This window comes from Chitinophaga sp. RAB17 (genome assembly GCF_052114225.1).
Taxonomy (GTDB): Bacteria; Bacteroidota; Bacteroidia; order Chitinophagales; family Chitinophagaceae; genus Chitinophaga.
In genome coordinates, this window is the sequence record NZ_JBFREI010000009.1 from 40,728 (window position 1) to 54,973 (window position 14,246).

Genomic DNA, 14,246 nt, shown 5'->3' on the forward strand with positions numbered 1-14,246 from the left:
GTCGCAATCACCCTCCAATAAAGTCGTGATTGCCCTGTATCCCTGATACGCATTGAAAGTATATTTGAATTGTTATTCTGCTACGGGTTTCACCAATATAATAAAACAAAAACAGAAATTATGAGAAAGATCATCGTTACGACATTTGTTTCCCTGGATGGCGTATTGCAGGCACCAGGCGGTCCGGAAGAAGATCCTACCCATGGTTTTAAGTGGGGTGGATGGACAGCCAAACTGGGGGATACCTTAACGCATCAAACTATGAGCGGCATTATGGGGCAACCTTTTGATCTGTTACTGGGTAGGCGTACTTATGAGATCTTTGCTGCCTACTGGCCATATGCAAAGGAAAATCCTATCGGGGAATTATTTGATCGAGTACACAAGTACACCGTTTCCGGTAAATCTATGGAACTGAGCTGGGCCAGCTCTACGCTGATTACCGGTGATGTGGTGGCGGGGCTGCGGCAACTCAAAGCAACGGAGGGGCCGGACCTGCTGGTATTCGGAAGCGGTAAACTCATACAAACATTGCTGAAAGAAGGCCTGGTAGATAAGTTGTATACATGGGTATATCCTGTTACCCTCGGCTCGGGTAAGCGTTTGTTTGCCGAAGGCACACAGCCGGTTCAATGGAAGTTAGTGAATTCCATCATTTCTACAACAGGTGTTATCATTGCCACCTATGAGCCGGCAGGTGGAATAGAAACAGGTACTATCGGGCCACATCTGGAGCCTTCAGAAGCGGAGTTGAAGAGGAGGAAGGAGTGGGCGAAAGAGAGGTAGATGATAAATAAAATAGCGAACAACGGTCTTCGGTTTAAGCTCCTCCAAAAGTGTAGCTTTTTGGAGATACCACAAACCAGGAGACCGCCCCTCGTCTTATAAGGAAATCAAACCTGCTTCTCCGGTAACAACCGTACCGCATGATTACTGATACTGGTAGGAAATTGTGCTTTTACTTTATCCGTTACCGGATCGCGGTAAGTGGTAGACCTTCCTTCTATATGCAGCCAGCCGGAAGGATCCAGGGTAATGAATGCAAAGAGGGCATCTTTGTAATAATGAGCGCCTGATTCAGTGTACACATAGCTGGCGCTGTTCAGCAGGAAATAATGCACCCCATTTCTTGCACCGTATCTGTCGTCATGATCATGACCCATAAATACCGCCATCACCCCCGTATTTTTTCCTGCTTGTTTGGCGGCCAGGTTGGCATCATCGAAGATGGCCAGAATTTCATCTGCATTACCCAACTCCTGGTAAAAGTCGCTCAGGAAAACCGGTTGGTGCATAAAAACGATGACGGGATGTTGGGCGGCGGCCAAATCCTGTTTCAGCCATTCCAGCTGCGGCTGATCGGTGAAACTGCGCATGGGAGAGGGTAGTGGCCCCCAGTTGCTGTTATTGTAATCTTCCAGTGTTTTATCTTCTTTCCGTAAAAAATTCCTGTCCATCACCACAAAATGGTAGCCACCCTGATCAAAGGAATAATACGGTTTTTCCATGCCCCATAATTTCATGATGGTGGCTTTGTCGCAAACATCCATATCATGATTGCCGAGCACATGATATTTGGGGCCAGTGAACCGGTTCCACTGCGCCATGATTTCTTCCGATTTTTTAGGGCGGCAAAAATCCCCGCATTGGATAATGAAGTCGGGCGATTCCTTCATCACCGCATCCATAAAGGATTTCATCCGTGCTACTTCCGGTACATTAAATTGCAGATGATGCAGATCGGAAATAACGCCTATGCGTAATTTTTTAGCACTTTTAGCCGGCTGGCTAATGGGGACAGACCAGGTGTTGGAGGCCAATAATATACCTGTGCCTGATAAGCCTATTTGCTTCAGGAAATTTCTACGTTTCACCATTCACTGTAAATTTATAATTCCGGAAATTAGGGTTATTCCGTTGAATTTTACAGTCATTTTTTTCAATATCGGGAAAATTGGTGGGCCTGCTCAACAAACTAAATCCGGGCAATAGGTGCTATATTTGCCAGATCTTTAAAAATTACCAATGGCTAAAAAAACAGCACCGGCGCAGATACAACCTTCCAGTTTTGATTTTTTAAATAAGCTGAAAAAAAACAATAACAGGGATTGGTTCAATGAACATAAAGCTGTTTTTCAACAGGAACAGCAAGAGGTAGAGGTCTTTGCAGAGTCATTACTGCACGAACTCTCTGCCCATGATCTGATAGAAACTCCTTCAGGCAAAAAAAGTTTGTACCGCATTTACCGGGACACCCGTTTCTCTCATGATAAAACGCCTTATAAAGCACATTGGAGTGGCAGTTTTAAACGCGCTACTAAAAGCCGCAGAGGTGGATACTATTTTCATATCGAACCCGGCAACAGCTTTGTAGCCGGCGGTTTCTGGGGACCCACACCAGCTGATCTGAAGCTCATCAGGGATGATATTGCCTTTGATGCTAAGCCGCTGCGGAAAATCATTAACAGCAAGGCATTTATTACTACGTTTGAATCACTGAAAGGAGAGCAGTTAAAAACTACTCCTAAAGGGTTTGAAGCGGATCATGAAGCGATTGACCTGTTACGCTATAAACAGTTTCTGCTCATCAGATCTTTTTCTGATAAGGAGGTGTTAAGCGACAGCTTTTTAAAAGAGGTTAATGGAACGTTCCAGAAAATGCGCCCATTCTTCGACTACATGAGCGAAGTGTTGTCTTCGGACCCTAACGGTGAGTAGTATGTTATCGCGCGCTGACTGTTTTCAGAAATGCGGTGACCAGTTTATGCGGTGTCTCCTTCGTTGAATTAGCCTGGGGAACAAACAACGTGGCAATAAAGAAAGGGTGGGATACTAATTCCAGTATCCTTGCTTCTTTTAACTTATCTGTTCCTACAATCCGAAAACCGTTGTCATTGAGTGACTGTTGGTAATCCGGGTTGAGCCCAAAATTGCAATAATAGTTTTCGGTGATTTGCGGCGAGCCAAAAATGTTAAACGTTTTGGACACGGGGTCTGTTAGTTCAATGTCGAGCGCTTGTCCGAACAGGGAGCAACTGAGGGGATTGATGACCAGCCTGGAGGCGTACGGATCATATTCCGCGTGCTGAGCATCGGTAATGCCCAGTACATTTCTGGCAAATTCAATCACCATATGCTGAAACCCGCCGCAGGTGCCTAACGTAGGGATACCGTTTTCTCTTGCATATTGAATGATTTTTAGTGCACCATTCATACTTTTATAAGGACTACCGGGGGCGATCCAGTAGCCATCATAAGTATCCACGATTTTTTCGATATCAGCCTCAATGCTGTCTGTAGCCACCCATTCATGAGAAAGGGCGCTACAGGCAGCATGACTGATGGCTTCATCGGTAGCCAGATGACTGGAGAAGTGGGCGTTAAAGTCGCCGATAATCGCAAGCTTCATGTGAGTGCGGAAGATTAAATCAGATTAGCGTACACTGCTTCCAGTTCAGTTTGTGTTTTCCAGAAAGGCTGTGGTACAGTGCCTTCGAGGTTGGCAACCAAAATACCTACATGGTTATGCCATCCTGTTGACACACTTAACAGCGTAGTTTTCTTGTCACCCAGTTTCTTATGTGTGATGACCATCAGGACCCGATCCGCCTGCTCCGTTAGCTCAAATGTTACTTCTGAACCGCCTTCCCAGGTAAATGATAGCAGGTTGGGAGAATCTACTTTTAATATGGTACCGGTAAAGTGGTGACCCTGATCCATGTTTTTATATTTTTCAGGTATCGCATCAGGGAGGGGACTGAGTTCCTGGTGCATAAAGTACAGGTCTACTTTACCGCCTTCAAAAAGTTCCATGTCTCCTTTTGCCAGCCACTTGCCACGTTTTTCTGATTCCGTGAGGTAAGCCCATACCCTATTGATAGGACCGGGCAAAGAGCGTTCAAACCGGAGAGTGCCGGGTGCAATGATCTTGCTGTACTTTTCCATAAAATCTTATTTTATCGTTTTGGAAATTTATCTGCGATGAGGTTCAGGTTAATATGGTGTTCCAGGTAAGCTTTTAAGCCATCTAAAACCGTGGTGAAGCCGCCTGTGGAGTCGTTGATTTTGCGGAGCAGATCATCACCCTGTTCTGTAAATCCATAGTTGGAAATCGTGACGTAGGTGGTATCATCCGTGAGGGCTTCAAAATTAAAAACAACGGTAGTAGCGGGTTCGCCCCAGTCGATCGCTATTTTTTTGTTGGGTATAATTTCCTTCACAAAAGCTTTGCTGGAAGCCTGGTACATTTCCCATTCCCAGGTAACCGTTTTTCCTGCCGCCAGTTTATCGCTGCCTTTGGTGAACCAGAAATGCTTGGTAATGGCAGGATCAATAAAAGCTTCAAACACTTTGCTGACAGGCTTTCTGATGAGCATTTGCGCTTCTGCGCCGGGTGTTTTATTCTTTGTCATCATGAAATAGTTTATGAATTGATTAATCTTCTTCGTTCAATAAATTCTCCAGGGTATCGAGTCGGCTGTTCCAGAAGGAGCGGTATTGTTCTGCCCATTGGGCCACTTCTTCCAGTGCTTTGAAATTGGCGCTGCAATGTCTTTCCCTGCCATGCTTAACAATGAGTACCAGTCCGCATTCCGTAAGTATGCGCATGTGCTTTGAAATGGCTGGCTGGCTCATGTTAAAGTTCTCCGCCACAGTGTTCAGGGTTTGTGTCTGTTGGGCCAGTAGCCCTATAATAGCTCGTCTGGTGGGATCTGCGATGGCCTGAAACACGTCTCGTCTTGCTTTCATTCATTTACTATTTAAGATACATAACCATTTGGTTTAGTAAAAATATACATAACCATTCGGTTTATCAAATTTATTTTTCGCCGGATCCTTTTATAATGAATTGATCGTTTTGCGGGAATTTATCTACCTGGGAGGTATCAACGCTGAAATTTCCTGCCAGCAAGTCTTTGGGATTACCACTTAACCACATGCTGAGATCAATAGCTTCATACTGGCCGTTATTGAAGCCAATCAGCACCTTTAATACATCAGTGCCGGTGTTTTTAATATAATGCCCCGCGCCCATAGGAACGTAGCCAATATCGCCTGCTTCAAACTGATCATTGATGAATTTTCCTTCCGCCAGGAAAACACCCATTTCCACATTTCCCTGGATGTAATATTGCCATTCGGCGGCATTGGGGTGCCAGTGTAATTCGCGCATGGCGCCCGGCTCCAGCCACATGCTTACTCCTGCAATGCCGGTGGATGCCGGGAATTCCTTTACGGAGGCACCACGGGTAATGCCTCCCGGACCGATTCTGGGCGCTGCTTTCTCCAACTGGTATTTAAAGCTTACAGTTTTAATGGTCATATCTCCTTTTTATGATGTAGAGAACAACCCAAAGGAGAAAAGGTTACTTGTCATTGCTTATTGAATTCCTGCAGCTGCTGTAATTTTTATTGTGAGATAAAATTGTTCGCTTTCAATACAGCTGTTTTTCAATTATGTGCATTTTTTGCAGGATAATTTTTTTATCTGCCGGAGAATGAGCTAACTCCAGGGCGGTTTTCAAACAGGATAATGCCCGGGGATTATCGATACCGGTATAGAGTTCTCCCAACAATACCTGGTACAGATGATGTGTTGCCAGGTTTAATTTCAGCGCTTCGGTAAGCGCTACCTCTTTCCCTCTGGCTTTGGATAAGGCGTATGTTCTGTTGAGCGCCGCAATAGGAGAGTATTCCAGTTGCAGCAGGTGGTTATATAGTTGCAGAATGTTACTCCATTTTTCCTCCGTATCGTCTTTAATGGTATGCCAGTAAGCGATGCCTGCTTCCAGGTGATATTTTGAGATCTCCTGACCCCGGGAGGCGGTATTTAAAAATGCCTCGCCTTGTGCAATCAGTGCCTTATTCCAGAGGTTAGTGTCCTGATCATCGTACAGTACTATTTCGCCTGCGGCATCTATCCTGGCATCGAACCGGGACGATTGAAAGCTCATTAATGATAATAAGGCATGTACGAAGGGTTTGTTGGTGTTTTCATTTTCTGTCAGCAGGGAAGTTAACCGGAATGCCTCCAGGCAGAGATCTTTACGGAGACTGCTATTATGGCTGCTGGAATAATAGCCTTCATTATAAAGCAGGTACAGCGTTCTCAGCACAGTATCCAGCCGTTTGTTTATTTCCGGCTCGCCGGGGAATTCTATCCTGATCTGTTCGGCTCTTAATTTGTCTTTGGCCCGTTGTAATCTTTTGGTGATGGTTTCTTTATTGGATAAAAAGGCAGCGGCAATTTCTTCTATACCAAAGCCACATAGTATACGCAGCGCCAGCCCAATTTGCGCTTCGGCTGCAATAGCCGGATGACAGACAGCGAACATCATCTGCAACTGGCTGTCATGGATGTTTTTGGCGGATAGATCTATTTCCGGCATGTCTGTCTCCGTAGCAGAATATTTTAATTGCATCGCTACTTTCTGACGAAATACCGCTTCATGTTTCAGGTGATTTTTGGCTTTGTTTTTTGCCACAGTATACAACCAGGCAACAGGGTTTTCAGGCAGCCCCTTGAGTCCCCATATTTCAGAGGCCGACAAAAAGGTATCACTGGCAATGTCTTCCGCTATTTCGATATGCTCGAAGCCAAACAGCTTACATAACACCGCCGTAATTTTACTGTATTCGGTTCTGAACAGGTGTGGTATCAGTTCATTTTTTTCCATAAATAAAAGCCTTTGTAATATTACAAAGGCTTTGGAGATTTTAAGATGAAAAGATTTTTACATGACGCTGATCTCCCTGACTTCAACACTACCACCGGTTAAGAAGATAGGGCAGCCTTGGGCCAGTTCGGCCGCTTCTTCCAGGGAGGCTGCTTTCACAATAGAATATCCGCCCAGCGATTCTTTCAGTTCCGTATAAGGCCCATCGGTAATGACGTGATCGGGTCTTACTACTTTACCGGATGGATGCAACCGGTCGCCACGGGCAGTCAGTTTATTTTGTGCGGCGATATCACCGATCCAGTCCATCCACTTTTGGGTGTTGGCCTGCATTTCTTCAGGAGAGCGTTTGCCTAATACGCTTAAATCTGATCTGTACACAAACAGGAAATCTTTCATGGTGTTAAGTTTTAATTGTTATAAAGCATCATAACAACCCAGTGTCTCCGGGATGGACACATTTAATACATTTTATTATTTTTTGACTGTAAGCCACCTGTAAATTAACGATTTGTATTTAATTAATGCAGCACGATCGGGGAAACAACAAACCTGATTTGGGGCTGTTGGTTTTAAGCAGATTGGAAAATACCGGTATCCGGGTATTGTTTCACTGGCCGGTCTCCTTATATTTACAATAATCAATTACCCCTAAGCCCTGACCAATATGTTGAAGTATCCTTTCCTTTCCCTGAAGCAAACGTTGTTTTTATTACGTATAGCCGTGGCCATTATATTCCTGGCACATGCCATTGTCAGAGTATGTAATGGTACGATCCCCCGGTTCGGCGATTTCCTGACCAATAAAGGATTGCCTTTCGGGCTAGGGTTGGTGTGGTGCATCACCGCCTATGAAATAACCGGTGGCATATTGCTGATATTAGGGCGTTACACACAGTGGGTCACCGCCGGGTTTATCGCCTTGTTGCTGATCGGCATCGTATTAATACATGCATCTCAGGGGTGGTTTGTAGGAGAACATGGCACCGGCGGAAGCGAGTACAGTTTTATTTTGATAGTGGCATTGATAGTAATTGCGGCCGGGGAAAGGCCGGTTTTAAAAGATTAATGTACCAGGGCAAACTATAATGTTTGTACCAGCTGGATATTATTCCCGCAGGTATCATTCAATACCGCTATTTTGTTAGGCCCCATTTGCGTAGGCGGCATACTGAACACCACACCGGCCTGTGTAAGTCGTTCGTATTCTTTTTCTATATCATCCACATTAAAGAGTGTAAAAGGAATACCTGCGTCAAAGAGCGCTTTTTGGTAAACCCGGGCAGGAGCGAACCCCATAGGTTCCAGCAGGAGCTCAACTCCGTCCTGTTCTTCTTTTGAAACCACCGTCAGCCAGGCATGTTCGCCCAATGGGATTTCTCTTTTTTTGATAAAGCCCAGCACTGTTGTATAAAATTGTAATGCTTTTTGCTGATCATCTACCATGATACTGGTTACCGTTATTTTCATATGTTGTTATTTGTTTTACAAACATAGCTACTGAAAAGGTACGGGACTTATTGGATATTGCTTTTTTGCGCTTTTCGTTGAAATCGTGCAGGTGTGTAGCCGGTACTTTTTTTGAAAAGCGAGGTAAAAGTAGGAATGCTTTCAAACCCTGCTGCCATGCAAACTTCCCATACCTGCCTGTTGCTTTTCAGTAATTGCTTTGCCGCCTGCATCCTGACAGAAGTGAGATATTGAAAAGGGGTAATACCGTAATAGTTTTTAAATAACCGGGTAAAATGAAATTTCGATAGAAACGCTTGCTGAGCAAGCTGCTCCAGGCAGATGTTTTCCGCAAAATGCTGATCCATAAAATGCCTGGCCTGCTTTAGTTGAAGCGTCAGGTAATCTTTTGGATACAGCTCGCTGTTGAGTTTTTGTACCTGTGCTGCGTAAAAATTCATGACATAATAAAATTAAGCAAATAGGTGATAATGTTGCCACCTTAAACTGTTTGAAACGTAGTGAAAATAATATATTATTAAGCCCTGCCCATGTTGCTTCTCTAAAATGAATGGCAATGAAGATCCCTTTTTGCCCGTTTGAAATGATTTGTATACTTTGCTGACGTTAATAAACACGTTACTGATGGAATTAAAGGATTTATCTCCGCAACCGCTATGGCAGCATTTTGCCGCTTTGAATGCCGTACCCCGCGCTTCCAAGAAGGAAGAACGCGTCATCGCATTCATACTGGACTTTGGTAAAAGCCTGGGACTTGAAACAAAAAGGGATGCCATAGGCAATGTGGTGATTAAGAAACCGGCTACGCCGGGAATGGAAAATCGTCAAACGGTGATATTACAGTCTCACCTGGATATGGTGCATCAAAAAAACGGAGACGTTAACTTTGATTTTGCTACCCAGGGCATTGATATGTATGTCGACGGCGATTGGGTAAAAGCCCGTGGCACTACACTGGGTGCGGATAACGGCATTGGTGTGGCGACTATCATGACGGTATTATCTGCTACAAACCTGGTACATCCGGCAATTGAAGCCATGTTTACCATTGATGAAGAAACCGGTATGACAGGCGCCAAACAACTGGATCCTGCTAATTTTAGCGGTACCATTCTGCTGAACCTGGATACAGAGGAAGAAGATGAACTGACCATCGGTTGCGCCGGTGGCATCGATACAAATACCAAAGCATCTTATAAAGAAGTACCTGCCGGAGCAGGAACCATCGCTTTTGATATTCGCATCAAAGGACTGATGGGCGGACACTCTGGTATGGACATTCATAAAGGAAGAGGTAATGCCAATAAACTGATGAACCGGTTGTTGTATAAAGCTAAACAAGCTTTCGATATTCAACTGGTAAGTCTGGATGGTGGTAGTTTGCGCAACGCGATTCCGCGTGAGTCGCAGGCAACTGTTACCATTCCGGGAAAAGACAAGGAGACTTTTACTGCTTTTATTAAAGAGTTCTCCGCTGTTTTAACAGAGGAATACAAATCGATAGAGAAAGATCTTCAGGTAGTATTAAGCGCCGCGGCTACACCTGCTACCGTAATGGAGCCGGAATATTTTACCCGGTTGTTACGTGCTAGTTATGCTGTGCCTAATGGGGTATTCCGCATGAGTCCAGATATTGAAGGATTGGTGGAGGCCTCTTCCAACCTGGCAAGGGTGATTGTAAAAGACGGTGTTTTTATTACACAATCCCTGCAACGCAGCAGCGTGGAAAGTACCAAAGAAGATGTATCGATGGCAGTGGGCGCTGCATTTGAAAATATAGGTTGCGAAGTGGTGCAGGGCGGCGACTATCCCGGCTGGAAGCCGGATGCAGATTCAGCTATTCTCCGGCTCATGCTGAAATTGTACAAGGATCATTTCACACACGAACCTAAAGTAGGGGCTTGTCATGCGGGATTGGAATGTGGTATTTTAGGCGGCCACTTTGCGGGTGGTTTGGATATGATTTCTTTTGGGCCTACTATTCAGGGGGCGCATTCTCCGGATGAAAAAGTACAGATCTCTTCTGTGGGCAGGTTTTATGACTATTTCCTGCATATACTGAAAGAGATTCCGGTAAAATAAAAGAGTTTTTAAAAGACGAAACCCTGCGATTCTCCGCAGGGTTTCGTCTTTTAAGGCTATGGCTGTGCTGATCATTAATTTTGACGATTATAAACAAACGCAAATTCCTTTGCGAAATCAGCGAAGCTTCTTTCGCCAAATGCGCCTTGCTGATGTTGGCGATAATCTTCAAACAAAGTGCCTTCTCTTAAAGCAACACCTATTTCTATCACATAGATCTTCGCCATTTGTTCACTTAAGCCATTCTGGAGCATGCCTTGCAGCATGGCATTATCAGAGAAACCAATCCAGGCCAGGTCGGGTTTGCCGATGGCGTGGCCAAGCAGGGCTGCTATTTCCGCACCATTCTTTTCATCACTTGCTACATAGCGAACAGATTTTCCGCTGAAAGAAAGGGTATCCAGCGCTTCTGCGGCAGCGGCAGCGATATCGTGCGGATGCGACATCACAATATTGGCTGTTGCATCAAAATTGTTGCCGAGTATGTTTTGATACCGGATCATGTCCATGCTGCCATAGAAGTTAGAGTAAAACATACCTGGTCGCAGATGCAGTACCTGCACATCTTTCAGGGCATTTAATTTTTGCTCTACGTAATAATTGGCACTGGTAGGGCCGGGACCATCGGGAATATGTGCACCAATACTGCTCAGGTTCACTACATAGCGTACCCCCGTTTGGGCGATGGCATCTGCATAACGGGCTCCTACACCTTTGATATATCCACGGAGATCCGTTGTCTGGAAGTTGGGTGGTATCATGGTATATACGGCGTCTGCTTTGGCGAAGGCCTGTAACAGGAAATCAGTATCCTCAATGGAACCAATGGCCGGGATGGCGTGCAGTTGCTCAATGGCGGCTGTTCTTTCCGGATTATGACTAACAACAGTTACCTGGTGTCCTTTTGCGGTTAATAGTTGTGTGAGCTGCTGGCTGATGTTTCCTAAAGAGCCTGTAATAGTAATGTTCATAAGAAATGTGTTTTAAAATTTTCTTTGACAAAAGTAGTTTAGTACTTACTTTTGTACAAGTACTTACCCTAAAGTATGTATCTATGGCAAAGACAAAAGAAAACTCCACCATCCAGGAAAACAAGAAGGCTGCATTCCAGGAATGCCCTGTCACTTATGTAATGGAAAAGATTGGTGGCTATTGGAAACCTATTATCCTGTTTCACTTATTATCCGGTAACAAAAGATACAGTGACCTGAGAAAATCAATTCCGGCGATCACCGAAAAAATGCTCATCCAGCATTTAAAGCAATTGGAAGCCGATAACCTGGTATTGAGGGAAGCCAGGCCTGTCGTGCCCCCTCATGTTACTTACAGTCTTACAAAGGCCGGAGAAGCACTAAAGCCTGTATTATACGCCATGGCAGTTTGGGCAGTAGGCGACAGTAAAGAAAACGCCACCACTTTCCGGAGAAACCTGAAAACTTTTCCGGGATTCGCAGGATGATTTATTCATCTGCTTCTTCCGCCAGCTGCGATGGATATTTTAACGGCCTATGGGCAATACCTGATGAAGGAAGAAGGGGTGGAGCAGGAGGGCCATCTCCACACAGACTGAAAATAGCCCCTCCGTTTTATAGTTTAATGTATACGACCTCTTTCCTCTTCATTGCCGTTGTCATTGTTGGCAGCTTTATGTTCATTGCTACCAAAGCGATAAGTAAACCCTAATAAGATATACCTGCTTAACTGGAAGTTGGTGAATTTCTGTGGTACGCCGTTAATGTTGGAAGTCACGGCAGTAGCGCTGCTGCGGAAAATATCATTCATCGTTAAAGTAATATCCACCTTCTTTTTGAGTACTGCAGCTTTCAACCCGATATCCATTTTGTAATAGGCATCCGATTTCCCGATATGATCTACTTCCGGGAACTGATACCAGGCATTTACAGCGGCGGCAAAGGTCTTGTCCTTGTTGAGCCAGATGTTGTTATTGGTAGCCAGGTATAATCCGAAACCACTTACGCCCTGGATATTGGGAAGCGTAGATGTTGCATTGGTATGATAGAAGGTGACCTGGTTATTGTTATCCAGCCACGAGAATAAGTGAAGGGCGATGTTTTCTGAAATACCCACCCGGTATGTCTTCAGGAAGTTTAACGGTTTCGTATATACGAGATTAGTATCGGGGCTGGCGATCGTCAGGTTGTTAAAACCATTCTCTGTAATATTAAAAAATACAGAAGAAGTCAGTATACTTTTATACGTATGTGATACTTCGAAGTTGGTGTTGTATTCCGGATTTAAATAGGGATTACCTTCTCCATAGCTATACGCGGTGTAGAGCGATTTAAACGGATTCAGGTTCCAGAAGGAAGGGCGGTTAACACGCTTGCCAATAGTGAGTGCCAGGCTATTATCGGTATTGGCCTGGTAGGAAACCGACAACGATGGAAACAACCGGAAATATTTATTGATGGTGGTTTGATCGAGGGTATAGGAATAACCTTTGGTTTGGGTTAATTCTCCTCTGAGGCCAGCTTCAAGCTTCCATTTGCCCTGTTCTTTATTCATACTGATATACAGCGCCTGTGTATTTTCCCGGTAGTCAAATTCATTACTCAGATCAGTGTCATAAGTCAGTTCACCTGCCGGGCTTTTTTTATAGTAGAATGCATTGCTGTAGTTATCGATGAAACTCAGTTTGGTACCAAACATGATTTTTGCAAAGGACGTAGGTATTTCAGCATCCGCTTTAAAGGTGTAAATATTGAAGTTTTGTTTGTTGTTGTCATAATAGCGGGTAGTAGCCATTGGATGCAGCAAGTCTGTGCCCAGGTAATTATGACTTTCAAAATCGGACTTGTCTGTACGGTAGTAATTCATGTAATCTGCATTCAGCAATAGTTTGCGGCCAGCGGTGTCAAAATTGATGACGGAATGCAGGTTAACGGAATTGCTGAGAGCAACCGGGTAATAGGTAGCATAGGTTCTTAAGAGAGAATCCATTTTCCCGGTGTTGTTATTGTAAACGGGATTATTCACATGATCTGAACCATCATAAATGTTTTTGCCGCCCTGGTAGTTGATGCCGATAGTGGTTTTGGAACTGATCTTGTAATCAGCACCGGCTACCACGTTTATATTGCGATATTTATAATCACCGGTATCGCTCTGGAGCCAGGTTTGTTTGGGATAATTAAGAACGGTCTGGAAGCCCTCCAGGTGATGATCCTGATCCATGTTGATGCTGCCGTAGGCCGACCAGCGGGCTGTGTTGTAATTGAGGGTGGCGCTGGCATTCAGCGCTTCGTAGTTGCTGGTGCCAAAAGCTTTGGCAGGACTATAAAACCAGTGTTTGGCGTTGGCCTGTATGTTACCGGAATACCCTTGCTTTTTACTTTGTTTGGTGGTAATATTGATTAACCCTGCATTGCCTTCTGCATCGAAGTTGGCGGAGGGATTTTTGAGCAGTTCAATTTTAGAGATCTGGTTGGCAGATATCGATTTCAGGTAACGAATGAGCTCCAGGCCGGATAATTGCACCAGGCGATCATTGATCATTACTTTCACGGCGCCCTTGCCGGCGATGCTGATTTCATTATCATTCACTTTGATGCCCGGTACTTTACCGATGGTAGTGAGTACATCACTGCCGGCAGCCGTAATGCTGGAAGAAACATTGTATACCAACTTATCAGGACTATCATTAATAGCAGGCTTCGCTGCAGACACCACTACTTCATCCAGGCGGGTATTGGCAGACTGTAACAGCAGGGTAATAACTGTATCTTTTTGCAGGGTGAACTGCAACACGGAAGATTGATAACCGGTCAACGAGGCACTTAGCTCATATTGGCCGGCTTCCAGTTTGCGGAAGCGGAAATACCCGGCACTATCGGCCTGCATAGCCTGTTGCTGAGTAGTATGAAGACGTGTGATACGGATGATCGCAAATGGAAGCTGTGCTTCCGTGGCACTGCGCACGGTTCCGGAAAGGGTTGACTGGGCATAAGCATGGCTACAGAACAGGCTGATTAGAAACAGCGGGAAAAATAATTTCAA

At 44.7% G+C, this 14,246-nt stretch carries 17 protein-coding genes; 5 read left to right on the forward strand and 12 right to left on the reverse strand.

The features are described 5' to 3' along the window. Nucleotides 1-120: 120 nt before the first annotated feature. The gene (locus tag AB4Z08_RS25600; RefSeq protein ID WP_441576623.1) at nt 121-786 is read left to right on the forward strand and encodes a dihydrofolate reductase family protein; all 666 of its coding nucleotides are present in this window, start codon (nt 121-123) and stop codon (nt 784-786) included. A 107-nt stretch (nt 787-893) separates the two neighbouring features. Here the strand turns inward: AB4Z08_RS25600 and AB4Z08_RS25605 are convergent, their stop codons facing one another. Continuing rightward, a complete protein-coding gene (locus AB4Z08_RS25605; protein ID WP_441576624.1) occupies nt 894-1,877 on the reverse strand; it encodes a metallophosphoesterase family protein in 984 nt (327 codons plus the stop codon). 148 nt (nt 1,878-2,025) lie between these two features. Between AB4Z08_RS25605 and AB4Z08_RS25610 the strand changes: the two genes are divergently transcribed. Continuing rightward, nucleotides 2,026-2,718 carry a DUF2461 domain-containing protein gene (locus AB4Z08_RS25610; RefSeq protein ID WP_441576625.1) on the forward strand — a complete coding sequence of 231 codons (693 nt, stop codon included), beginning with the start codon at nt 2,026-2,028 and terminating at the stop codon, nt 2,716-2,718. Between the two features lie 4 nt (nt 2,719-2,722). Here AB4Z08_RS25610 and AB4Z08_RS25615 read toward each other — a convergent pair whose 3' ends face one another. From AB4Z08_RS25615 to AB4Z08_RS25645, 7 genes are all read right to left on the reverse strand, one after another. Then, on the reverse strand, nt 2,723-3,409 hold the full coding sequence (locus AB4Z08_RS25615; RefSeq protein WP_441576626.1) for a CTP synthase C-terminal region-related (seleno)protein: 687 nt from the start codon (nt 3,407-3,409) through the stop codon (nt 2,723-2,725). A 14-nt stretch (nt 3,410-3,423) separates the two neighbouring features. Then, complete coding sequence (locus AB4Z08_RS25620) at nt 3,424-3,945, reverse strand: SRPBCC family protein (protein WP_441576627.1); 522 nt, start codon at nt 3,943-3,945, stop codon at nt 3,424-3,426. Nucleotides 3,946-3,956: 11 nt separating this feature from the next. After that, nucleotides 3,957-4,412 carry an SRPBCC family protein gene (locus AB4Z08_RS25625; RefSeq protein ID WP_441576628.1) on the reverse strand — a complete coding sequence of 152 codons (456 nt, stop codon included), beginning with the start codon at nt 4,410-4,412 and terminating at the stop codon, nt 3,957-3,959. 22 nt (nt 4,413-4,434) lie between these two features. Further along, on the reverse strand, nt 4,435-4,749 hold the full coding sequence (locus AB4Z08_RS25630; RefSeq protein WP_441576629.1) for an ArsR/SmtB family transcription factor: 315 nt from the start codon (nt 4,747-4,749) through the stop codon (nt 4,435-4,437). Between the two features lie 70 nt (nt 4,750-4,819). After that, nucleotides 4,820-5,323, reverse strand: a complete 504-nt coding sequence (locus AB4Z08_RS25635; RefSeq protein ID WP_441576630.1) for a cupin domain-containing protein — start codon at nt 5,321-5,323, stop codon at nt 4,820-4,822. Nucleotides 5,324-5,435: 112 nt separating this feature from the next. Next, nucleotides 5,436-6,677, reverse strand: coding sequence for an RNA polymerase sigma factor (locus AB4Z08_RS25640; RefSeq protein ID WP_441576631.1), 1,242 nt, complete (start codon nt 6,675-6,677; stop codon nt 5,436-5,438). A 57-nt stretch (nt 6,678-6,734) separates the two neighbouring features. Further along, on the reverse strand, nt 6,735-7,076 hold the full coding sequence (locus AB4Z08_RS25645; protein WP_441576632.1) for a YciI family protein: 342 nt from the start codon (nt 7,074-7,076) through the stop codon (nt 6,735-6,737). A gap of 268 nt (nt 7,077-7,344) precedes the next feature. On the opposite strand from AB4Z08_RS25645, the gene AB4Z08_RS25650 reads away from it, so the two are divergent. Next, nucleotides 7,345-7,746: a DoxX family protein gene (locus tag AB4Z08_RS25650; RefSeq protein ID WP_441576633.1), complete on the forward strand. Its 402-nt coding sequence runs from the start codon at nt 7,345-7,347 to the stop codon at nt 7,744-7,746. Nucleotides 7,747-7,760: 14 nt separating this feature from the next. On the opposite strand, the gene AB4Z08_RS25655 is transcribed toward AB4Z08_RS25650, so the two are convergent. Next, the gene (locus tag AB4Z08_RS25655; protein ID WP_441576634.1) at nt 7,761-8,147 is read right to left on the reverse strand and encodes a VOC family protein; all 387 of its coding nucleotides are present in this window, start codon (nt 8,145-8,147) and stop codon (nt 7,761-7,763) included. A gap of 47 nt (nt 8,148-8,194) precedes the next feature. Then, the gene (locus AB4Z08_RS25660; protein WP_441576635.1) at nt 8,195-8,587 is read right to left on the reverse strand and encodes a helix-turn-helix domain-containing protein; all 393 of its coding nucleotides are present in this window, start codon (nt 8,585-8,587) and stop codon (nt 8,195-8,197) included. Between the two features lie 184 nt (nt 8,588-8,771). On the opposite strand from AB4Z08_RS25660, the gene AB4Z08_RS25665 reads away from it, so the two are divergent. Then, complete coding sequence (locus AB4Z08_RS25665; protein ID WP_441576636.1) at nt 8,772-10,229, forward strand: aminoacyl-histidine dipeptidase; 1,458 nt, start codon at nt 8,772-8,774, stop codon at nt 10,227-10,229. 74 nt (nt 10,230-10,303) lie between these two features. Here AB4Z08_RS25665 and AB4Z08_RS25670 read toward each other — a convergent pair whose 3' ends face one another. Next, on the reverse strand, nt 10,304-11,200 hold the full coding sequence (locus tag AB4Z08_RS25670) for an NAD(P)H-binding protein (protein WP_441576637.1): 897 nt from the start codon (nt 11,198-11,200) through the stop codon (nt 10,304-10,306). Between the two features lie 83 nt (nt 11,201-11,283). Between AB4Z08_RS25670 and AB4Z08_RS25675 the strand changes: the two genes are divergently transcribed. After that, complete coding sequence (locus AB4Z08_RS25675) at nt 11,284-11,688, forward strand: winged helix-turn-helix transcriptional regulator (RefSeq protein ID WP_441576638.1); 405 nt, start codon at nt 11,284-11,286, stop codon at nt 11,686-11,688. Nucleotides 11,689-11,822: 134 nt separating this feature from the next. Here AB4Z08_RS25675 and AB4Z08_RS25680 read toward each other — a convergent pair whose 3' ends face one another. Then, nucleotides 11,823-14,246 (reverse strand): TonB-dependent receptor domain-containing protein, encoded by a 2,424-nt coding sequence (locus tag AB4Z08_RS25680; protein WP_441576639.1) that lies wholly within the window; start codon nt 14,244-14,246, stop codon nt 11,823-11,825.